18 protein-coding genes and 2 pseudogenes are annotated in these 20,403 nt (G+C 69.9%); 2 read left to right on the top strand and 18 right to left on the bottom strand.

Going from position 1 to position 20,403, the window contains the following annotated elements; translation table 11 throughout:
- Nucleotides 1-154 precede the first annotated feature (154 nt).
- The 5 genes and pseudogenes from OVA11_RS16930 to ccmI form a co-directional block, all read right to left on the bottom strand.
- Nucleotides 155-1,747: a Do family serine endopeptidase gene (locus OVA11_RS16930; RefSeq protein WP_268068415.1), complete on the bottom strand. Its 1,593-nt coding sequence runs from the start codon at nt 1,745-1,747 to the stop codon at nt 155-157.
- Between the two features lie 179 nt (nt 1,748-1,926).
- Nucleotides 1,927-2,382 carry a cytochrome c-type biogenesis protein gene (locus OVA11_RS16935; RefSeq protein ID WP_442780902.1) on the bottom strand — a complete coding sequence of 152 codons (456 nt, stop codon included), beginning with the start codon at nt 2,380-2,382 and terminating at the stop codon, nt 1,927-1,929.
- Between the two features lie 116 nt (nt 2,383-2,498).
- Nucleotides 2,499-4,481, bottom strand: a complete 1,983-nt coding sequence (locus tag OVA11_RS16940) for a heme lyase CcmF/NrfE family subunit (RefSeq protein WP_268068416.1) — start codon at nt 4,479-4,481, stop codon at nt 2,499-2,501.
- Nucleotides 4,482-4,585: 104 nt separating this feature from the next.
- Nucleotides 4,586-5,071: pseudogene (ccmE, locus tag OVA11_RS16945) on the bottom strand (cytochrome c maturation protein CcmE); the annotation flags it as partial.
- Nucleotides 5,068-6,180: a c-type cytochrome biogenesis protein CcmI gene (gene ccmI, locus OVA11_RS16950; protein ID WP_268068417.1), complete on the bottom strand. Its 1,113-nt coding sequence runs from the start codon at nt 6,178-6,180 to the stop codon at nt 5,068-5,070. The pseudogene ccmE and the gene ccmI, both read right to left, overlap by 4 nt.
- 99 nt (nt 6,181-6,279) lie before the next feature.
- Here ccmI and OVA11_RS16955 point away from each other — a divergent pair, with 99 nt between their 5' ends.
- On the top strand, nt 6,280-6,972 hold the full coding sequence (locus OVA11_RS16955; RefSeq protein ID WP_268068418.1) for an alpha/beta fold hydrolase: 693 nt from the start codon (nt 6,280-6,282) through the stop codon (nt 6,970-6,972).
- Here the strand turns inward: OVA11_RS16955 and OVA11_RS16960 are convergent, their stop codons facing one another.
- The 10 genes from OVA11_RS16960 to OVA11_RS17005 all read right to left on the bottom strand — a co-directional run bounded on the left by OVA11_RS16960 (nt 6,973) and on the right by OVA11_RS17005 (nt 18,341).
- Nucleotides 6,973-8,343 (bottom strand): hypothetical protein, encoded by a 1,371-nt coding sequence (locus OVA11_RS16960; RefSeq protein WP_268068419.1) that lies wholly within the window; start codon nt 8,341-8,343, stop codon nt 6,973-6,975. It abuts the gene before it with no gap.
- Nucleotides 8,344-8,503: 160 nt separating this feature from the next.
- Nucleotides 8,504-9,901 carry a sensor histidine kinase gene (locus tag OVA11_RS16965; RefSeq protein ID WP_268068420.1) on the bottom strand — a complete coding sequence of 466 codons (1,398 nt, stop codon included), beginning with the start codon at nt 9,899-9,901 and terminating at the stop codon, nt 8,504-8,506.
- A 118-nt stretch (nt 9,902-10,019) separates the two neighbouring features.
- On the bottom strand, nt 10,020-10,697 hold the full coding sequence (locus OVA11_RS16970) for a response regulator transcription factor (protein ID WP_268068421.1): 678 nt from the start codon (nt 10,695-10,697) through the stop codon (nt 10,020-10,022).
- Between the two features lie 15 nt (nt 10,698-10,712).
- The gene (locus OVA11_RS16975) at nt 10,713-11,030 is read right to left on the bottom strand and encodes a PepSY domain-containing protein (RefSeq protein ID WP_268068422.1); all 318 of its coding nucleotides are present in this window, start codon (nt 11,028-11,030) and stop codon (nt 10,713-10,715) included.
- Between the two features lie 97 nt (nt 11,031-11,127).
- Nucleotides 11,128-11,463, bottom strand: coding sequence for an endoribonuclease MazF (mazF, locus tag OVA11_RS16980; protein ID WP_268068423.1), 336 nt, complete (start codon nt 11,461-11,463; stop codon nt 11,128-11,130).
- Nucleotides 11,460-11,702 carry an AbrB/MazE/SpoVT family DNA-binding domain-containing protein gene (locus OVA11_RS16985; RefSeq protein WP_268068424.1) on the bottom strand — a complete coding sequence of 81 codons (243 nt, stop codon included), beginning with the start codon at nt 11,700-11,702 and terminating at the stop codon, nt 11,460-11,462. The genes mazF and OVA11_RS16985 overlap by 4 nt, the downstream gene beginning before the upstream one ends.
- 72 nt (nt 11,703-11,774) lie before the next feature.
- Nucleotides 11,775-13,082, bottom strand: coding sequence for a type II toxin-antitoxin system HipA family toxin (locus OVA11_RS16990; RefSeq protein ID WP_268068425.1), 1,308 nt, complete (start codon nt 13,080-13,082; stop codon nt 11,775-11,777).
- On the bottom strand, nt 13,079-13,438 hold the full coding sequence (locus tag OVA11_RS16995; RefSeq protein WP_268068426.1) for a helix-turn-helix transcriptional regulator: 360 nt from the start codon (nt 13,436-13,438) through the stop codon (nt 13,079-13,081). Before OVA11_RS16995 ends, OVA11_RS16990 begins: the two co-directional genes overlap by 4 nt.
- A gap of 161 nt (nt 13,439-13,599) precedes the next feature.
- The gene (locus tag OVA11_RS17000; protein ID WP_268068427.1) at nt 13,600-14,544 is read right to left on the bottom strand and encodes a J domain-containing protein; all 945 of its coding nucleotides are present in this window, start codon (nt 14,542-14,544) and stop codon (nt 13,600-13,602) included.
- 89 nt (nt 14,545-14,633) lie between these two features.
- The gene (locus tag OVA11_RS17005; protein ID WP_268068428.1) at nt 14,634-18,341 is read right to left on the bottom strand and encodes a baseplate multidomain protein megatron; all 3,708 of its coding nucleotides are present in this window, start codon (nt 18,339-18,341) and stop codon (nt 14,634-14,636) included.
- A 19-nt stretch (nt 18,342-18,360) separates the two neighbouring features.
- Between OVA11_RS17005 and OVA11_RS19870 the strand changes: the two are divergent.
- Nucleotides 18,361-18,483: pseudogene (locus tag OVA11_RS19870) on the top strand (hypothetical protein); the annotation flags it as partial.
- 5 nt (nt 18,484-18,488) lie between these two features.
- Here the strand turns inward: OVA11_RS19870 and OVA11_RS17010 are convergent.
- Genes OVA11_RS17010 through OVA11_RS17020 form a run of 3 tightly spaced genes read right to left on the bottom strand, consistent with a single transcriptional unit; the run spans nt 18,489 to nt 20,361 of the window.
- On the bottom strand, nt 18,489-19,103 hold the full coding sequence (locus OVA11_RS17010) for a C40 family peptidase (protein ID WP_268068429.1): 615 nt from the start codon (nt 19,101-19,103) through the stop codon (nt 18,489-18,491).
- Nucleotides 19,100-19,726 (bottom strand): baseplate hub domain-containing protein, encoded by a 627-nt coding sequence (locus OVA11_RS17015; RefSeq protein ID WP_268068430.1) that lies wholly within the window; start codon nt 19,724-19,726, stop codon nt 19,100-19,102. The genes OVA11_RS17010 and OVA11_RS17015 overlap by 4 nt, the downstream gene beginning before the upstream one ends.
- The gene (locus OVA11_RS17020; RefSeq protein ID WP_268068431.1) at nt 19,726-20,361 is read right to left on the bottom strand and encodes a phage distal tail protein, Rcc01695 family; all 636 of its coding nucleotides are present in this window, start codon (nt 20,359-20,361) and stop codon (nt 19,726-19,728) included. Before OVA11_RS17020 ends, OVA11_RS17015 begins: the two co-directional genes overlap by 1 nt.
- Between the last annotated feature and the right edge of the window lie 42 nt (nt 20,362-20,403).

A 20,403-nucleotide genomic window follows, 5' to 3' on the forward strand; every position in this document is an offset into this window, starting at 1 on the left:
CCTTGGACGTTCCCCCGATTCCGCGCATCACGCGATAGTCGTCAGGGTTGATAGCGTTTTCGACGACCGCCGTAACTTAAACCTTGGACAGGTACGAAAAAGCCCCGCCCAGGACAGTCCTGGGCGGGGCCATTTCGTTGGAAGACGGATCCGCCTACGGCGCGATCTTCAGCGGGATGAAGACCGGGCGGTTCTGACGGACGATCTTGACCAGCACGCTGGTGCGGCCGGCCTTCTTGGCCGTCTCGACCGCCGAGTTCACGTCGGCGACGCTAGTGACCGGCGCGCCGTTGATGTTGGACAGGACATCGCCCTTGGCCAGGCCCTTCTCGCCCGCGTCGCTGTCGCCCTTCACGCCGATGATCAGCAGGCCCTTGATGTCCGACTCGATCTTGTAGGTCTGGCGCGAAGCCGCATCGATCGGCCCCAGGGTCAGGCCCAGGGCGTCGACCTTCTGGCTGGCCGGCTTGTCCGGCGTCGGCGCCGCGCCGTCCTGGCCCTGCTCGTCATCCGTCACCGCCAGGCTGCTCTCCGAGGGACGCGTGCCCGACTTGACGTCGACGATACGCGGCTTGCCGTCACGGATGATCGAGACCTTGATCGTCTCGCCCGGACGGGCCTTGGAGACCTCGCGGGTCAGTTCACTGCTGTCGCTGATCTTGACGCCGTTGACGGCCACCAGGATGTCGTCCGGCAGCAGGCCGGCCTTGGCGGCGGGACCGCCCGGAACGACAGAGGCGACGATCGCCCCCTTCACATCGCTCATGCCCAGGGCTTCAGCCATCTCGGCGTTGAAGGCCATGATGCTGACGCCGATATAGCCGCGCACGACCTTGCCGTTGGCGATCAGCTGCTTGGCGACGCCCTCGGCGACCTCGGCTGGAATGGCGAAGCCGATGCCGACCGAACCGCCCGACGGCGAGTAGATGGCGCTGTTGACGCCGATCACGCGGCCATAGATGTCGAAGCTGGGACCGCCCGAATTGCCACGGTTGATCGGCGCATCGATCTGGATGTACGGCACGAACGACGAGGTGGTGTCGTTCAGATTGCGGTCATAGGCCGAGATGATGCCGGCCGTGGCCGTGCCGCCCAGACCGAACGGGTTGCCGATGGTGATGACCCAGTCGCCGACGCGCGGCTTGGCCTGGTTTTCGAAGTTGACGAAGGTGAAGTCCTTACCCTTGGCCTTCGGGTCGACCACCTTGATCACGGCCAGGTCGGTGCTCTCGTCGCGGCCGACCAGCGTGGCCTTCAGCTCGCGGCCGTCCTTCAGCACCACCTGGATTTCGTCGGCGTCGGCCACGACGTGGTTGTTGGTGACGATGTAGCCGTCGGCCGAGATGAAGAAGCCCGAGCCCGCCGATTGCTGCTTGGGCGTGGCCGGCGTGTCGCCGTCGTCTTCCTGTTGCTGGCCCTGCTGTCCCGGCTGACCGGGGCGACGCTGACCGCGCGGCACGATGTCGAAGCCTTCCAGGCCCGGGATGCGCAGCGACGGCGCCTGGGCCTTGGAGGTCACATTGATCTGGACGACGGCCGGCGAGACCTTCTCGAAGATGTCGGCGAACGACATCGGCGCGCCCGGCGGCGGCGCGAAGGTCGGCGCGCTGGCGGTCGACACGCGGACGACCGGGGCCTGGGCCGCGTCGGCCGTCCCCATCCGCATGCCCATCCCGGCCAGGGCCGCGCAGGCCACGCCCGCGCCGGCGACAGCGCCCACAATGAAACCCGACTTCCTAGCGGTCATTCTCGTCTTTCCTCACCCACGCCTCGCGGGCGTGGTCCCTTAACGTCATCCGCGCGCCCGGCGCGCGGCCCCGATCTCTTTGAGAACCTAGTCGCGGCATTTAAAGGCGCAATGGTTCTCGAATTATCTTTCCGTCATCCGGAAGGCGCTTCTTGCGGCGCTATTTCGGCGCAATCGTGTCAATCGCCTTCGAGAAGGCGCCGGACGCGCGCCTCCTCGTCCGGCGACAGCGCCGGTTCCGGCGTCTCGCGGCGACGTAACAGGCCCACCATAAGAACACCGCCGACCAGCAGCACCACGACCGGCGCCAGCCAAAGCACGGCGTTTCCCATGGAAAAACGAGGCTTTAGCAGGACGAACTCGCCATAGCGCTCGACCAGGAAGTCGCGGATCTGGGCGTCGCTGCTCCCCGCCTTGACCTGTTCGCGGACAATTTGCCGCAGATCGCCGGCCAACTGGGCCTCGGAGTCGTCGATCGACTCATTCTGACAGACCAGACAGCGCACTTCCTTGAACAGCGTTCGGGCGCGAGCCTCCTGCGCCTGGTCGGGCAGGCGCTCGGACGGATCGGACGCGCCGGCCGTCAGGGCCAGCGCGCACAAGGCGATGGCGAGGGTTCTAAATCCTCCCCCCAGCGGGGGAGGTGGCGCGAAGCGCCGGAGGGGGAAGGTCTTTCCGGCTCTCGGCTGCACGTCCCCCTCCGTCGGCTGCGCCGACACCTCCCCCGCTGGGGGGAGGATTTTGCATAAGCTCACGACACCACCTCCCCGGTCCGGCGGCCCACGCCCAGGCGCACGCGACGGTCCGACAGCGAGACGATCCCGCCGATCGCCATCAGCAGCGGCCCCAGGAAGATCAGGCGCACCCAGGGGTTCACATAGGCCCGCACCAGCCAGGCCGGCTTGCCGCCCTCGCCCGCCCGGCGTTCGCCCAGCACGATATAGATGTCGTCCAGGCCCTTGGCGCAGATGGCGACCTCGGACGTGGTCTGCCCGCCCGTGGGATAGAACCGGCGCTCGGGCTCGGCGCGGCAGACCTCCGCCCCCGCCGCATTGACCACGGTCACGATGCCGCGCTCGGCCAGATAGTTGGGCCCCTCGATCGTGCCGACATCCTTCAGGGTCACGGTGTAGGCGCCCAGCGATTGGCTGTCGTTGAGACTGAGCGCCTGAGCGGCCTCGACGCGCCAGGAGGTTTCGAAGGACGCTCCCAGCACAAAGACGCCCAGGCCCGCATGGGCCAGGGTCGTGCCCCAGGCGCCGCGCGGCAGGCCACGAGCGCGGCGGACGCTCTCAGCGGCGGGCGCGCGGAACAGCTTGAGGCGCTCGGCCATCTCCAGCAGCGCCCCGCCGACCAGCCAGAACCCGAACACCAGGCCGAGGCTGGCCAGGATCTTGCGCGGCTGCACCACGCCGTAGGCGACCAGGCCCAGCAGAGCGGCGATCGCCAGCACCACCCAGAGCTTGCGGGCCACGCCCTTGGCGTCGCCGCGCTTCCACGCCAGCAACGGCCCGGCCGGCAAGACGGCGAAGGCCAGCAGCATCAGCGGCGTGAAGGTCAGGTTGAAGAACGGCGCGCCGACCGAGACGGCCTCGCCGTCCATGGCCTCGCGGATCAGCGGGTACAGCGTGCCCAGCAGCACCACCGCCGTCGCCGTCGACAGCAGGATGTTGTTGAGCACGATCGCGCTTTCGCGGCTGATCGGGCGGAACTGGCCGCCCCGGTTCAGGCTGGGCGCGCGGATGCCGAACAGCAGGAAGCCCGCGCCGGCCGCGACGCCCATCATGATCAGCAGCAGGACGCCGCGCGTCGGATCGACCGCGAAGGCGTGGACGCTGGTCAGCACGCCCGAACGCACCAGGAAGGCGCCCAGCATCGAGAAGGTGTAGGCCGCCAGGGCCAGGAACGCGGTCCAGCCTGGCAGGGCGCCGCGCTTTTCGGTGACGATGGCCGAGTGCAGCAGGGCCGCGCCGATCAGCCACGGCATGAAGCTGGCGTTCTCGACCGGGTCCCAGGCCCACCAGCCGCCCCAGCCCAGCTCGTAATAGGCCCAGAAGGCGCCCAGCGCGATACCGACGGTCAGCATGCTCCAGGCCGCCAGGGTCCAGGGGCGAATCCAGCGCGCCCAGGCCGCGTCGATCCGGCCTTCGATCAGGGCGGCCATCGACAGCGAATAGACCACCGAGAACCCGACATAGCCGGCGTAGAGGAACGGCGGGTGGAAGGCCAAGGCCCAGTCCTGCAGCAGCGGGTTCAGCGACTTGCCCTCGATCGGCGCGTCCAGCAGGCGCGCCAGCGGGTTCGAGGCGAAGACGGTGTAGGCCAGGAACATCACGCCCAGCGCGCCCTGCACCGCGATGGCGTAGGCGCGCAGGCGCGGCGGCAGGCTGTCGCCAAACACCGCCATGGCCGCGCCAAAGCCCGTCAGCACCAGGCACCACAGCAGCATCGAGCCCTCATGGCTGCCCCAGGCGCCGGCCACCTTGAACAGCATCGGCTTGTCGGTGTGCGAGTTGGTGGCGACGTTGGTGACCGAAAAGTCCGAGGTCACGAAGGCGTAGATCAGCGCCCCGAACGACACCAGCAGGGCCACAAAGGTGGCGATCGCCGCGCCTTGGCCAGCGCCCGTCAGCACGGGCGAACGCCGCGCGCCGCCCACGGCCGACAAGCCGGTCTGGGCGACCGAAAGCATCAGGGCGAGAATGAGCGCGAAGGCGCCAAGTTCGACGATCATGGGCGATCCTCCCCCTGTGGGGGAGGCGACCGGAGGTCGGAGGGGGGCGTGGCCGGGTCAGCAGAGCTTCCCCCACCGGTCGCTTCGCGACCACCTCCCCCTTGGGGGGAGGATTTGCCATAAGCCGGCGCCTCGGCCCCTTCGCCGCGCCACTCGCCCTGCTCCTTCAGCGCCTTGGACACCTCGCGCGGCATGTAGCGCTCGTCGTGCTTGGCCAGCACCAGCTTGGCCTCGAAGACGCCCTGCGCGTTGAAGGTTCCCTCGGCGACGATGCCCTGGCCTTCGCGGAACAGGTCGGGCAGGTCGCCGTGATAGACGACCTTGGCGGTGGCCTTCTGGTCGGCGACCACGAACTCGACATTGCCGTCCGGGTGCTTGACCACGCTGCCGTGCTGGACAAGGCCGCCCAGCTGCACCTTGCGGCCGGCGGCGACCTTGGCCTCCTGGGCCTGGGCCGGCGTGTAGAACAGCGAGATGCTGTCGCGCAGGCCATACAGCGCCAGGCCCACGGCCAGGGCCAGCACCGGCGCAATGGCCAGCAGGATGGTCAGGCGACGGCGCGCCTTGCGGGATTGGGGCCAGAAACTCATGGGTTCGTCGTCTTGGCTTGAGCGGGCGTATCGGCGGCCTGACGCAGGGCCGACATCACCTTGGGCTGATCCTTGAAGAGCGCCGAGGCCGTCGCCAGGGCCGCATCGCGCTTGGCCGTCTCGCCCAGCACGGCGTAGGCGCGCACCAGACGCACCCAGCCGTCGGGGTCGTCAGGCGACTGCTTCAGACGCTGGGCCAGGCCGTCGACCATGCCGGCGATCATGCCCTGGACCTCGGGATTGGCGCTCTCGGCCGCCGGCTGGGGCCCCGGCAGCTTGCCGGACGCCTCGACCTCGGCGATCTCGGCGGCCAGCGACTCCCGTCCCGGCGCGTTCGGCGCAAGGCTGGCCAGCAGGCCGCGCCAGTCCGACAGACCCGCGGCGACCTCGCCCTCGGCGATGCGGGCGCGGCCCAGATAGTAGCGGGCGCGGACGTCGGCGGGGTCGGCCTTCAGCGCCTGACCGAAGGCGAGCTTGGCGTCGGGACCCACCTGCCCCTCGGCCTGGATGACGAAGGTCTCGCCCAAGAGGCTCCAGATGTCGGCCCGCTTGGGGGCGATGCGGACGGCCTTGCGCAGCGCCTGTTCCGCGCCGGCCATATCGCCGGCGGCCGCGCGGGCCTTGGCCATGAACACCAGCGGCTCGGGATCGTTGGGCCGTTCGGCGGCGACGCCTTCGAGCACGGCCGCGATCTTGGCCGGTTCCAGCGTCGCTGGGTCAGCCGCGCGCCAGGCGGCCACGCGCTTGGCGAAGGGCTGATCCGGCAGTCCGGGATAGCCGAGCACCAGATAGAGACCGACGGCCGACGCACAGGCCAGGCCCACAGCGGCGACGGCGGCCTTGCGCGGACCGACCCCGTCACGGCTCCAGCTTTCGGCCTGGTCGGCGGCGGCCAGCAGACCGCGGCCGGCTTCGGCGCGGGCGGCCTTCAGCTCGTCTTCGGCCAAGAGGCCGTCCAGGGCCAGGCGCTCGACCTCGGCCATACGGCGACGGTGCGGCTCCAGCCGGGTCTCGGCGTCGTCAACGGCTCGGGCCCGCGCGGCCCCGCGCAGCACCAGCCCCGCCGTCACCACCGACAGCCCCGCCGCAGCGATCCAGAAAGCGATCATGGCCGGGTGTTAGCTTGTTCCGGCCGTCGCCGGGAGAGGAAAAAGCGCTTAAGGAGGCCCGCGCCCCGTCATTCTGGGGCGCCTGTCGAGGAAGGCTCCATGACGCCGATCCTGTTGGTCCCCGGGCTGCTCTGCTCGGAGGAGATCTTCGCCCCGCAACTGCCCGTGCTTTGGCCGCGCGGCCCCGTGACGATCGCCAACACCCTGGCCGGTGACAGCCTGGCCGAAATCGCCAGCCTTATTCTCGCCGACGCCCCGCCGACCTTCGCCCTCGCCGGCCTTTCGATGGGCGGGTACCTGGCCTTCGAGATCATTCGCCAGGCGCCGGAGCGCGTGTCGCGGCTGGCGCTGATCTGCACCTCGGCCAGGCCCGACACGCCCGAACAGAGCGCAGGTCGGCGCAAGATGGTCGCCCAGGCGCACAAGGTCGGCTTCGAGCGGTTCTGCGCGCTGGGGGCTGACGCCCTCACCCACCCCAGCCGCAAGGGTGATCCCGCGCTCAACGCGCTGAGCGAGCGCATGGGCCTTGTGGTGGGCCTGGAGGGCTTCGCGCGCCAGACCGAGGCCGTGATCGGCCGGCCCGACAGCCGTCCCCTGCTGGCCTCTATCGCCGTTCCGACCGCGATCATCGTCGGCGACGCCGATCCGCTGACGCCCACCGCGCTCTCCGAAGAGATGGCCGCGATGATCCCAGACGCGCGCCTTGTCATCGCTGAGGACTGCGGCCACGTGATCACCCACGAACGCCCGGACGTGGTGAACCCGGCGTTGGCGGCCTGGCTGGGGGGATAGCTACGCCGCGATGGCGGCCGCTGCGCGGCGGCGGACGATCTCGGCGGTCTTGTCGTCGCGGGTGTAGGCGATGAAGCTGGCGGCGATGTCGAGATACTTCACCGCCACGGCGGAATCGCCGCCCTCGCCGGTCCGCGCCACGTGCAGCACGTCCTCGATATAGGGATCCAGACGCGCGTTCAGCTTTTCCAGGACCTTGGTCCGTGAGCTGCCGTAGCCGGCCTTGTCGGCGCAGGCCCGCAGCTCGGCCACGAAAGCCAGCGCGGACTGGGCGCGACGGATCATCGCCTCATCCGGCTCCTCGAGCAGCTTGGCGACGCCCCGCGCGCCCTTCTTGGCCAGCATCGAGATCGGCCGGGTCGGCAGGGCCTTGTCCAGTTCCTTCTCGGCCTGGTCCATGCGCAGCTCGCAGGCCTTGGCCATCGCCTGCTTCTGGCGCGCCAGACGCTTGCCCCACGGGCCGTCCTTGGCGATATCGACCGACTGCTGGATCTCGACCATCTGCAGCTGGACCTTCTGGGCGGCCTGGGCGGCCTGGCGGCCGACCTTCTCGCCGTCGGCGAAGCTGAAGGACTCGATCAGGGCGATCGTCTCATCGATCTCGGTGAGGATGCGCTCGCCGAACTGGGACACCTCGGACGAGGCCAGATACCGATCGGTCGGCCGGTCCATGACCGCCGAGATCACGCGCATGATGCGCCAGTCGTCAGGCAGGTGCGCCGACAGAATGTCGAGCAGCAGCGGGCCGGCGTCCTCGCTGATCCGACAGGCGTCGCGATAGGCCAGGCGCGCGGCGGCGGCGCGCTCGTCCGACATGCGGCTGACCCATTCCGCAAGCTTGGGCAGGCATCCCCGCGTCAGGGTGGACAGCTGCAGGCACAGCGCCAGTTGCTCGGGGTCGCACAGCGAGCGGACGCTGTCGAACGCGGCGTTCTCCGGATCGCGCAGGCCGGCGGCGGCCAGCTTGCACAGCTCGTCGAACACCTCGGGCGAGCCCTGCTCCAGGTCCCAGGGGTTGCAGCGTGCGGCGGCTTCCTCGACCCGGGCGGCGGCGACGGACTTCAGCGCGCGCCACAGGCGCGGCAGGACCGGCGCGGGAAAGGACACCTGGCTGGAGACGCGCCTGGCGCAAAGCGGCACGATCGGGGCCAGGACGTTGTTGCGCACGAAGCGATTGGCGGTCTCGTCCTCGACAAGGTCGCGCACAGACGCCAAGGCGCCCTGGCTCCCGGCGCTGGACAGGGCCAGCTCAAGGCTGCGCAGCGCCGCATCCGGCGCGGTTTCCACCAGCGTCTGGATGATCTGCAGTTTATGCGCAGCGATGGCGGCCATGATCCCCCGTGCCGGATCGAGACTTCCGACAAGCGTCAACCATGTTCGAAACGAGGTTAAGGATTTCCGAAACGACGCAAAAAACCTGCGCGTCCGCACCTGGGGTCTGCGCCCGAAAAGTGTTGTCTACCGGAGGTTTAAGTAACCGATAACATGTTACGCCAGGGCCCGGCGCACCTCATACCGCCACAACCAGGAGTCAGGATTCGGCGCAGGGCAGATCAAGGCTCACCCGCAAGCCGCCCAGCGGGGATTCACCCAGTTGCACCGAGCCGCCATAGGCGCGGGCCAGCTCGTCGACGATCGACAGGCCCAGCCCCGATCCCGGCGCGTTCTCGTCGAGCCGTTGCCCACGCTTGAGCGCCTGGGCCCGCTCGTCCGGCGTCAGGCCCGGACCATCGTCGTCGACGGTCAGGGTCATGCGCGCCTCGCCCGTGCGAACGGCGTCGACCCGGATCTTGCCCCGACACCACTTGCCGGCGTTCTCCATCACATTGCCGGCCAGCTCCATCAGGTCCTGCTTCTCGCCCTGGAAGCACAGGTCCTCGGGGCAGCGCCAATCGATCTCGACGCCTCGCCCGTCAGCCTTGTCCTGGAAGATCCGCTCCAGGGTGACGGCCAGCTCGTCCAGGATCGGCTCCACCGGCGTGCGCTCGCCGCTGGTCTGCGAGCGGGCGGCGGCGCGGGCGCGGCGCAGGTGATGGTCGACCTGCTCGCGCATGGTCTGGGCCTGGCGGGTCACCACCTCGGCCAGTTGGCCCGGCTGCTGGCTGGCCTCGGTCAGCATCACCGACAGCGGGGTCTTCAGCGCGTGGGCTAGGTTGCCGACGTGGGTGCGCTGGCGCTCGACGACCTCCTGGTTGTGAGCCAGCAGCGCGTTCAGCTCGGCGGCCAGGGGCTCCAGCTCCTCGGGATAGCGCCCGTCCACGCGCTCGGCCTTGCCCCGGCGGACATGGGCCACCTCGCGTCGCAGCTGGAACAGCGGCTGCAGGCCAAAGCGCACCTGCACCACCACCGCCAGGATCAGGCCGCCGCCCAGAATCAGCAGGGCGAAGGCGGTGATCCGCGCAAAACGGTCGGCGTCGGCGTCGATGGGCGAGCGGTCCTCGGCGGCCAGGAACACCACCGGGTCGGGATAGCCCGGCAGCCGCGCCTGCACCGCCGCCGCGCGCAGCGGCTTGTCCTGCGGGCCGCGCATGTCGAAGTACTGGGTCTTGCCCGGCGCGGCCTCCAGCTGGTCGATCTGGGCCGAGGACAGCATCAGGTCGCTGTCGAACAGCGAGCGCGAGCGCTCGATCGGCGTCATCGCCCCGTCAGGCCGCTTGTCCAGGATCACCCAGTAGCGGCCCGAATAGACCCGCGTGGCGCGGATGTCGGTCAGGAACGGCGCGCGCAGCTGGCCGTTCTCGACGCTGGAGCCTGCATAGAGGTCGTCGGCCAGCACCGCCAGCGACTGGTCGAAGCGGCGGATGGCCGCGTCACGGAACTGGGCGGTCAGGAATACGCCCGCGATCAGCACGACCAGCAGCGTCCAGATTCCGGCGATCAGGACCAGACGGCGGACCAGCGAGCGGCGGCGCAGATCGAGCAACTTCATGAGATTTCGATGCTGAAACCCTCGCCCTTCGACAGGCTCAGGATGAGGGTTTCAAGTTCAGCGTCACAGCCATCCTCACCCCGAGCATGTCGAAGAGCGAGGATGAACCCGTCGGCCATCACGCCGCGTCTTCGCCCGGCAGCGCCGCGAGGCGATAGCCCAGGCCCCGCACGGTCTCGATCCGGTCGGCGCCCAGCTTCTTGCGCAGGCGGCCGATGAACACCTCGATGGTGTTGCTGTCGCGGTCAAAGTCCTGGTCGTACAGGTGCTCGACCAGCTCGGTGCGGCCGATCACCCGGCCCTGGTGCATCATCATGTAGTGCAGCAGGCGGTATTCCAGCGAGGTCAGACGCAGCGGCTCGCCATTGACGCTGGCGCGGGCGGCGCGCGGGTCCAGACGCAGCGCGCCGCACGACAGCGACGGCGCGGCGTGACCGGCCGAGCGGCGCAGCAATGCGCGCAGGCGGGCCAGAAGCTCCTCAGTATGGAACGGCTTGGCCAGATAGTCGTCGGCGCCCGCGTCGAAGCCGGCGACCTTGTCGCTCCAGGCGCCGCGCGCGGTCAGGATCAGGACGGGCGTGGTGACATTGCCGCGCCGCCAGCGCTCCAGCACCGACACGCCGTCCACCTTGGGCAGGCCAAGATCCAGGATCACCGCGTCATAGGGCTCGTTCTCGCCCAGATACTGGGCTTCCTCGCCATCGGGGGCGTGATCGACGGCGTAGCCGGCGTCGGCCAGGGCCAGCTTCAGCTGGCGCGTCAGGTCGGGATCGTCCTCGACAAGCAGGATGCGCATGACGTGAAGTCCTTCTTAGCCGCCGCTGAGGATCTGGCCGGTCTGGGCGTCGACGATGAAGTCGATGCGACGGCCATCGGCCGCGGCCCAGCGTACCCGGTAGTTGCCGCCTTCGAGGCCGGCGTCCAGCACCCGCCCCGGCACCCGGCGACCGATCATCTCAATCACGCGCGACAGCGGCACCAGCCGGCCCGACTGCACGCCGCCCCGCGCCTGGTCCTGCTGCTGACGCCAGTCGGCGCCCAGCGAGTCCGGACGGCGTTGCGCGAAGGCGGCGTCCGGAAGGACGGCGGCCAGCGCGGCGGCGACGATGAGGGCGCGGATCGGTTTCATGCTGACCGGTCTAGAGGACCCCGGCTGAATGGAGGCTGAACGTCCGGGTTATGAACGGCGCGCGGCGTTCTGTCACGGGGCGGCGCGTTGATGCCGCTCAGACGTCCAGCAACGCCTTCAACTTTGCCCGCACCTCGGCGAGCACAGCGGGTGGCGCCACAGCCTTGCGCGTCGCGCGGCGCGCCACCCAGTCCAGGCTCTTCACCTGATCGGCCAGGACCGCGCTGGGCTCCGCGCCAGGCACAACCACCTCGAAGACATAACCCTTGATCCGGCTCGTCATGGGGCAGCAGACCATCATGCCGCGCTTGCCATTGTAGGACGCGGGCGACAGCACCAGCGCCGGACGGCGCCGCGCCTGTTCGTGTCCGGCCTGAGGATCGAACTGAAGCCAGACGATGTCTCCGGCGTCGGGCACATAGCGTGCTGTCACCAGGCCTCCTTGCCGATGGGCGCGCCGAAGTCGACGTCTTCGTGGAAGGTCTCCGGCTCCATCTCAGCCAGCATCGCATTGAGATCGTATTCTGGCGCTCGGATCGGCTCGATGATGATCCGGCCGTTCTCCTCGCGAACGTCCACCGCCTGATCGATGCTGATCGAAGCCGCCGCCATCACCGTCGCCGGAATGCGGACCGAGGCGCTGTTGCCCCATTTCTTGATAAAGACCCGCATGGCGCGATCCCCGGATAAGGTGGCCAGAGTCCCACATGGATCGACAAATGTCGATACATCTCGAACCTAAGCCTACCGCGAAAGCTCCAGCCGCAGCGTCGCGCCGATCTGGTCCCGCCAGCGCTCCTCCACGCCGGCCGCGTCGGCGAAGCTCGGCCACTGGGTGACCGCCGCTCGCACCTCATCGAAGATCCGGACCACATGGCCGCGACTGATCGAGGCGGTCTTCGCGCAGGCCAGAAGGTCGGCGAAGTCGAACCCGTCGCGCTTGCCGTTGATCGACATCTGGTGGCGCGAGGTCCACTCGCCATCCGGATTGTAGCTCCAGGTGATGTCAAAGGCCGGCGACAGGCGCCAGCGTCCGGCGCGGTCCATCAGGAAGGCGATGTTCTTGACGTGGTCGTCCTGGTTTCGCGCCAGCACGTTGAAGATCATCCGCCGGAACTGCTCTTCCAGCTGCGCCATCGGCAAACCCATCCGCCGCATCGTGAACAGGGCCTGCTCATAGGAATTGGCGACGGGATCGTTGAAATCCAGATGGGCGATGGCGGCCAGGGACTGCATGTGCAGCTTGCCGCCGCCCTCCAGCCGGTCGAAGCGCTTGGTCATGAAGTGGCGACGACCGCCCTCCTCCAGCAAGCGGCTCTCGGCCACCGCGATTCCGGCCGCCGCCGCCATGCGGCCATAGGCGTGCTCAACCGCGCCGTAGCCCTTGGGGTCGGCCAGCTCCTTGTCCTTGTTGCCCGACACCCCGTCGAACTTCAGCAGCCAGTAGCCGAAACCCGCGCCGGCCTCGACCTGGCCGGAGCGGACTTCGTTCGTGTCGGGGTTCCAGGCGATCACCGCCTTGGCCCGCGCCCCGCCGGCCGAGGTGCCGACGCTCAAGATGTCGCGCAGGGCGTCAGCCTTGTCTTCGTCGGCGAACGAGGCGCGCAGGTCGTGGCGATGGGTCAGAACCTCTGAAGCCAGGGTGACCAGGGCGTCGATGTCGATCCTGCTGGACACCCGGCGATGCGGCCCCGCCATCGGCGCGAACTCCAGCGCCCCCATGCCCCGGCGGCCGGTGTAGCAAAGGCGTTCGACGGCGTTAAAGCTTTCGGGGCTGCGACCTTGCGTGGCCAGCCAGGCGTCGATCAGCACATGGCCGTACTTGTCCGGCAGGGCGTCGGCCAGCATCCCCGGCAAGCCGTGGAAGCTGCGGATCGGCAGATCGGGAAAGCTGAACACGCCGGCCTTCAGCGGCATCATCAGCGGGGCGGGCTGGATTCCGCTGCCGATGAAGGCCGGCTCATAGGCGAAGGCCGCCGCCTGGGCGCCGTCCTCAAGCGACACCGCGCCGATGCGGCTGCCCCACAGGCGAACCTCGGCGACGGTGGTCATTTTTCATCGCCCCACACCCAAGGCGCGCCGCCGGTCTCGGCGACGCCGCTCGCGCGCTTGCTGCGCACCCTTGAGCGGCCGGTCTTGGCCTGTTTCAGCAGGTCCAGCGGATTGGCCGGGGTCTCGGGCAGCAGTCGCTCCAGCCCCTCCAGCCGGTCCAGGGCCCGCAGGCAGCGCACCAGATTGGTCAGCTGGGCCGAGGCGCCGTCCTCCAGGCGCTCGACGGTGCGCTTGGACACGCCGGCGGCCTGCGCCAGCTCAGCCTGGGTCAGCCGCCGCTCCAGCCGCGCCGCCACCAGGCGCTGGCCCATCTCGGCCAGCACAGCTTCGTCAGACAGGAGAGATTCAAACTTCATAACTCGCCTCTTGTGGCGAAATATAACAGATATAAGCCTTATATCGTCAAGTCTGTCGATATAGAAAGGTGTAATCTTAGTTCCGAAACTCGCCACTTCTGGCGACTTTAGGCGCAAAATAGACCGAAGTCGCCAGAGATGACGACTTTCAAAACCCGATTCTACTTCCGCTTGGGCGTGTAGGGCTTCTGGGCGCGCCAGGCTTCGGCGAACTTTTCGAGGTCCTGGTCGACGGTCTCGGGCAGGGTGACCACCAGGCGGGCCAGGAGGTCGCCGCGCTTGCCCTTGCCGTCGGGCATGCCCCGGCCCTTCAGGCGCAGGGTCTGCCCGCTGTTGCTGCCCTTGGGCACCGCCAGCATGACATTGCCGTCGGGCGTCGGCGCCTCGACCTTGCCGCCCAGCACCGCATCCGGGATCGAGATCGGCAGGTCCATGACCAGGGTCTCGCCCTCACGGCGATAGATCGGGTGCGGCTTGATGGCCAGCTCGATCAGGGCGTCGCCCTGGCCGCCGCGCCCCGGCGAGCCCTGGCCCTTCAGACGCAGGGTCTGGCCCTCCTGGGCGCCGGTGGGGATGGTGACGTCGATCGTGCGACCGTCCGAGAAGGCGACGCGCTTCTTGCCGCCCTTGATGGCGTCTTCCAGATCGATATCCAGCCGCGCCTTGATGTCGGCGCCCTTGCTGGAAAAGCCGCCGCCTGCGCCACCGCCGCCGAACGGACCGCGCCCGCCAGCGCCCGCGCCGCCGCCAAACATGCCGCCGAACAGGTCCGACAGGTCGATCTCCGGCCCCTCATTGGACCGATGGAAGCCGCCCTGGCCAAAGCCGCCGGCGTTGAACGGGCCGTTGCCGGGCTGGCCGCCGAAACCGCGCATGGTCTCGCGGCCGTCGGCGTCGATCTGGCCAAGGTCGAACTTCTTGCGCTTTTCGGGATCGCCGACGATGTCGAACGCGGCGCTGACCTGCTTGAAGCGCTCTTCGGCCTTCTTGTCGCCCGGGTTGGCGTCCGGATGATACTGCTTGGCGAGCTTGCGAAACGCCTTGCGGATCTCGTCCGCGCTGGCGGTGCGGGAAACGCCGAGTTCCTGATACGGGTCGCGCGCCAAGGAAGGTCCTCTGAGTTAAGCGGAGGGTTGCGTAACCCCCTCCATCTAGAACGTCCAGCGCGGCGCGCAAGGCGTATGTTGTATTTTTATCACAGACTTGTGGTTGCGGGTGCGCCCCAGCCGTACAGCGACGACCCCTGAGCCAGCTCCAGCCTCGCGCCGGACGACGGCGTATCGGCCGCGCGCATCGCGGCGGCATAGGTGAAGCTGGGCGTCGTCACCTCGGCCTCGCGTAGCACAGCGCCCCCGTCCAGCACCCGCACGCGATAGCGCTCGACGCCCTCGGCCAGGGGAACCTCGCCCTCCCAGACATCGCCGCCGACGCGGGCGCGACGAATCCAGGACACCGACAGATCACCGCCGATCATGCGCTTGCGAAGATGCGCCGGGGCCAGGGGGCGTAAGCCCCGCCCCGTCCAGACGGCGCTGATCTGCGTCATGCCCTCCCCCGACGGCGGACCGCCGGCCGGGGCGGCGCGCACGGTCAGGCTCGTCCCGCGCTCAAAGGCCGCGACACTCATCGGAACCACCGCCTCGTCCAGCAGCACCACCGCCGCGCCGGCGGGGATCACGACCGGGCTGGCCACGCCGTCGCGCTGCCCCCGCAGCAGGCCCGACAGCCGCCAGACGTCCGGCGCGATGAGCTGGGCGGTCTGGAAGGCGATCACCTCCCAGTCGCCGGACGGCGCGCGGACAGCCAGGGCGTTCGCCCCCGCCAGCACGGCGGCCAGCGGCGCGGAGGACAGGCTCGCCCCCTCGATCCGCACCTCCAGCCGCGCCGCGCGGTCCAGCCGGTGCGGCGAGGAAGGCGCAAGATCGGTCAGGGTCACGCCCAGCGTAGCTGGGGCGGCCAGGCGCGCGCGGACCGTCAGGGTCTCGACGCCGGCGCCCGCATGCACGTCCAGCGGCCGCCAGGGATCGGCGGCGGCGGCGACCAGCGGCCGGGCGTCATCGGAGAGATCACCGCCCGACGGCAGGTCCAACACATAGAGCACCGGCGGCGAGGCCGGATCGCGCGGCGGCGCGGGCGTCCAGTCGATCACCGGCGCCACCCCGCCCGCCGCCATCACGGGGACCAAGGTGGCGCGAGGCCGCTCGTCGAGATCCAGGCGCTGGACCCGCCAGGTCTGGCCTTCCAGCGCCACCCGGTCGCCCGCCTCGAACCGCAAGGCCGCGGAAGGCGACAGCCGAACTATCCGCGAGCGCCGCGCAGCTGCGTCGCTATCCAGCATCCGACGCGCCACCGCGCCGGCCTCGGCCGCCGACAGCACGATGGGCGCGTCGGCGTCGCGGGTCCCCTCGCCCGCCTCACGGCGGACGATCAGGGCGCCGACCTGGTAGTCGCGCGCGGCGTCCAGGAACCGCAGGCGCAGAGCCTCGACGGCGGGATCCAGGGTCCGGGTCTCGCGCTCGGCCGGGCCGTCCTCGGGCAGAACGAGATCGTCGGGTTCGATCGCCGCCACCGCCCGCCCCGTTCGCGACACCATCCGCACCTCGTCGCCGCGCTCGACGGGATCCAGGGCGAAGGCCTCGGCCAGGGGCGAGAGCGCATCGCGCAGGCGCATGGGCCGGTCGACGACATAGCCGCCCACGGCCCCGCCCGCCTCGCCGGGGTCAAGCGTGACGCCGGCCCGCGCGGCCAGGGCCTGGATCAGCTCGGGCAGCGGCGCGATCCCGGCCCCGCCGGTCAGCCAGTGGCCCAGCAGCCAATTGCCGCCGTCGCTCCACACGTCCGACCGGGCGGGAAAGTCCGGGAAAGGCCGGGCGTCCCAGCACCAGGCGCTGGCCGCCTCGATCATCGGCCCGCCATACAGCGGCGAGACCGGATTGGCGGCCGACTCATCCAGCCAGGCCAGCACCGCCTCCAGAAACCGCCGCTGACCAAAGTCGTCGCGCTCGCCGCTCGAGTAGGGCGGCAGGAAGCTTTCAGAGCTCTTGGGATCGATAAAGAGGTTCGGCGAATTGGCGCCCTTGTCCACCGCCGGGCAGCCGAACTCGGTCAGGCGGATCGGCTTGGAGCGCGGAACCCAGGCCGTGGGCGTCGCCGACCGCACGCCGCCGGGCCGGTCGTGGTGCGAGTGGCCCCACCAGGACAGCAGGTCCTTGGGCCGGAACATCCAGACCTCGCCGTGGGCGCCGTCGGTGATCGGGGTGCGGACCTGGGCGTCGCGGTCGGCGCTGCTGGCGTAAAACCAATCGAAGTCCGCCCCGCCGGTCAGGCCGGCCCGCAGATAGGCCGGGTCATGCGGCCCCGAAAAGCCCGCCACGGCGTCCAGATGATCCTCGCCCGCGCGCCAGTCGGTGACCGGCGGGTACCAGTCGACGCCGACGAAATCGATGTTCGGATCGGCCCACAGGGGATCGAGGTGAAACACCGCATGGCCCGAGCCGTCGCGCGGCTGATGGCCGAAATACTCGCTCCAGTCGGCGGCGTAGCCGAGCTTGGTCGCCGGCCCCAGCACGCTGCGGACATCGGCGGCCAGGGTCTTCAGCTTGGCCACGGCCGGATAGGTCCCGCCAGGGCCGCGCGTCGTGGTCAGGGCGCGCAGCTCCGAGCCGATGATGAAGCCGTCGACCCCGCCCGCCTGAGCCGCCAACGCCGCCTGGTGCAGCACCATCCGGCGCAGGCCCCATTCGCCGTCGAAGAAGGCGTTGACCTGCGCGCTCGCCGCCGCCGTCCCCTCGACCGAGGGTGGATCGCAGGCGATGCGGCCGCGCCACGGATAGGCCGGCTGGCCGGGCGGGGCATCCATCAGGATGAATGGATACAGCGTCACCTTCAGACCGCGCCGCTTCAGCTCGGCGATGGCCTGCAGCACCACCGCGTCGGCGGGCGTGCCGCCATAGGCCGGCGCGCCGTCCTTCAGCGAAATGAGGTGCGCAGCCGTGCGATCGACGCCCGCCACGCTCCAGGTCAAGGGCAAGGTGTCCTTGGCCGCGCCCTCGACGCCCGGCTTGATCTGGCACTGGCCGCAGCGGAGATCCGTCCCGAACCAGGCGACCACCAGGGTGACGTGATCGACGTTGGGCAGCTGCGCCTGCAACTGGTCCAGCGCCACCATCAGGTCGGGGCGGCCCTCGGCGTTATGGACGCTCTCGCTGGCGGTGCGGGTCAGGCCCTCGCGACGCAGCACAGCTTCCGTCGCATAGACGAACTCGCCCGCCCCGGGGATCAGGCACACGCCCTTCAGCCGCTCCTCCAGCCCCACCGTCCCCGGCGCGCGTGGGCGGCGGAAGACCTCGAACGACAGCTGCGGCGGCCGGTTACCGAACGCCTCCAGCGGCAGGTCCTCGAACACCACATAGGCCACGCCGCGATAGGCCGGCGCGGTGCCCTCGATCGCGGCGATCAGCGGGTCAGGTGCCTGGTCCTCGGTTCCCAGATGCACGCGCATCGTCACGCCGGAGAGGCCCATCACCCGGCCGTCGGCCCAGACCCGGCCGATCCCGTCGATGGGCCCCTCGGCCACGGCGACGGCGAACGACAGGCTGTAGGCGTAGGCGGTCGTCTTCTGGCCCTTGGAGCCGCCGACCCGGCCCTCGACGCGCCTTTCCCGAAACCGCGCCGCCCAGATCACCTGGCCGCCGACCCGCGCGCGGCCGAACACGCACGGCAGCGCCGCGCCCTCGGCGGCGCCGGTCAGGCGCAGTTCAGGAATACGCGGCCCGACCTGGCGGGCGGGCGACAGGGCGCTGATCGCCGCCTGGTCGATCAGGCCGCCGACCACCGCGCCGGCCACGGCCCCGATGGGACCACCGAGGGCCGAGCCGACGCTGGAGAGGATCACCTGGGCCATTCTTATGCTCCTTCTCTACCGACCTCCCCGGCGACACGTCAGTACGGCGAAGCCAATGCCGGGGAGGTCGAGCGTTTGCTTCGGTGCGTCCTTCGAGGCTCGCCTTCGGCTCACACCTCAGGATGAGGAACACCGTTGCTGAACACCTCATCCTGAGGTGCGCGCTCCTGAGCGCGCCTCGAAGGACGCAGGGCGGCAAGACGCAGACAGGTGTTTGGGTGATGGAAACCGAAACGCCGCCACGCAGCGCTCGCGCCACCAGCGGCCGAGCGCGCTCTCGACGCAGGCCCGGCCCCAATAGGCGTGGATGATGCGGTCGGGCGCGGCCTTGATCGCGCAGTGCTTGGCGGCCGCGCCGGGGGCCATGCGGAAGACGAGCACGTCGCCGGGCCTGGCCTGGGACAAGGGAAGGGCGACGAGCCAGCGCCCGAACGCCTCCAGCAGCGGCTCGCCGACGCCGATCTCGGCCCAGTCAGGGCGATAAGGCGGCGGCGCCTCGGGCTCGTCGCCGTACAGCCCCCGCCAGACCCCGCGGACCAGGCCCAGGCAATCGCAGCCCGCGCCGAGGGTCGAGGCCTGGTGGCGATAGGGGGTGCCGAGCCAGAGGCGGGTTTGGGCGACAACCAAATCCTCCCCCCAGCGGGGGAGGTGTCGGCCCGTAGGGACGACGGAGGGGGAAGAGGCCGGGCCAGGACAAGTTCCCCCTCCGGCCTTCGGCCACCTCCCCCTCTGGGGGGAGGATTGCGCGCCCCCGCCCCTCACCGCCGCCCGCCGTCGTTGCGCTCGCCCTCGACGGGGTACAGCGTCAGGAAGTCCTCGCCGGGCGCGGTGGGAAACCCTCGGAAGTTCACGCCGTTGCTGAAAACGCCAACGCAGGTGGCCCAGCGCTTGTCGCAGACCGCCCCCGGCGCGGGCGTGATCCCGCAGCGGACATCGCCCAGGCGCGCGTCGCACAGCCGGGTGAAGGTGCGGCCCGCCACCCGCTCCAGCGCTGCCAAGGGGCCGGCCAGGGTCGCGGTGAAGGCCTCGCCCTCGCGGTTCACCGAGGCGATGCTGGCGGTCCAAAGCGAGACGCGGCGCGACGGCGCGCTCCAGTCCACGCGCAGCGCCTCGACCCGCGCGCCGTCATAGAGACCGGCGGCCAGGTCGGACGGCGCGATGCCCGCATCATCCAGCACGCCCAGCACCGCGCTCTGGCCCGGCCCATAGCCGACGCCGCTTTCGGCCGCGCCAGGACTCCAGCCGCCGCAGGCTTGGCAGGTCACGCCCTCGACGACGAGATCGCGGTCATGATCGGTGAAGCCCAGGCGCGTTCCGTCGGCGCGGGTCAGGATCCAGGCGTGGCAAAGGCGGGCCTCGTCCAGGCCCTCGGGCAAGGCGCGCATCAGACCAGCACCTCGACCAGGGCGCAGGCGGTGACGCGGGCGGCGGCGAAGCCCTCCAGGGTCACGTCCAGCCGGTCAAGGTCGAACCGCACCGGGGTGTCGAACGCAAAGCCCGCCGTCACCGCCGCCCCGGCGGCCGGCGCGACGTTGAAGGTGACCTGGCCCGTGGTGAGGTCGACCGCGAAGGCGCCCGGCGCCAGGACGACGCCCGCCACCGCCACCGTCACCGTGCCGGTGACCGGCTTGGCGATGGTGCGGTCCACCGCCTCGCCGCCCGCGCCATAGGTCTTGCGCAGCTGAAAGGCCTTGCGCGCCCCGTCGCCGGTTCCCAGCGTCTGGTCGCCCGCCGCCGGCTGGGCCGAGGGGGCGCAGGACTTCCAGTCGGTCGGGTCGCGGAAGCGAAAGCCGCACAAGCGTCCGCGCCGCGCCTCGAAGAAGGCGACCAGCTCGGCGATCTCGTCCAAGGGGCGCGGGGCGGTGGCGATCAGATAGCGGCGACGGCTCTGAGCCCAGGGACTGGTGCGCCGCTCGTGGCCAGAGGCCAGGCTCACCACCTCGGTGCGCCGCTCGATCCCGCCCGTGCAGCCGAACGCCAGGCGCGCAGGCAGGCGCGCCTCATGGAACTCGCTCATCAAGCGATCCTTCTGGAAAGTCGTGAAAAGGTTTGAGGAAAAGCA

This window comes from Caulobacter sp. SL161 (assembly GCF_026672375.1).
GTDB lineage: Bacteria > Pseudomonadota > Alphaproteobacteria > Caulobacterales > Caulobacteraceae > Caulobacter.

Bases quoted from the DNA above. Each gene is read 5' to 3' on its own strand.
- OVA11_RS16930 (WP_268068415.1), bottom strand. From the start codon at position 1,747: ATGACCGCTAGGAAGTCGGGTTTCATTGTGGGCGCTGTCGCCGGCGCG.
- OVA11_RS16940 (WP_268068416.1), bottom strand. From the start codon at position 4,481: ATGATCGTCGAACTTGGCGCCTTCGCGCTCATTCTCGCCCTGATGCTT.
- ccmI (WP_268068417.1), bottom strand. From the start codon at position 6,180: ATGATCGCTTTCTGGATCGCTGCGGCGGGGCTGTCGGTGGTGACGGCG.
- OVA11_RS16955 (WP_268068418.1), top strand. From the start codon at position 6,280: ATGACGCCGATCCTGTTGGTCCCCGGGCTGCTCTGCTCGGAGGAGATC.
- OVA11_RS16965 (WP_268068420.1), bottom strand. From the start codon at position 9,901: ATGAAGTTGCTCGATCTGCGCCGCCGCTCGCTGGTCCGCCGTCTGGTC.
- OVA11_RS16970 (WP_268068421.1), bottom strand. From the start codon at position 10,697: ATGCGCATCCTGCTTGTCGAGGACGATCCCGACCTGACGCGCCAGCTG.
- OVA11_RS16975 (WP_268068422.1), bottom strand. From the start codon at position 11,030: ATGAAACCGATCCGCGCCCTCATCGTCGCCGCCGCGCTGGCCGCCGTC.
- OVA11_RS16985 (WP_268068424.1), bottom strand. From the start codon at position 11,702: ATGCGGGTCTTTATCAAGAAATGGGGCAACAGCGCCTCGGTCCGCATT.
- OVA11_RS16990 (WP_268068425.1), bottom strand. From the start codon at position 13,082: ATGACCACCGTCGCCGAGGTTCGCCTGTGGGGCAGCCGCATCGGCGCG.
- OVA11_RS16995 (WP_268068426.1), bottom strand. From the start codon at position 13,438: ATGAAGTTTGAATCTCTCCTGTCTGACGAAGCTGTGCTGGCCGAGATG.
- OVA11_RS17005 (WP_268068428.1), bottom strand. From the start codon at position 18,341: ATGGCCCAGGTGATCCTCTCCAGCGTCGGCTCGGCCCTCGGTGGTCCC.
- OVA11_RS17015 (WP_268068430.1), bottom strand. From the start codon at position 19,726: ATGCGCGCCTTGCCCGAGGGCCTGGACGAGGCCCGCCTTTGCCACGCC.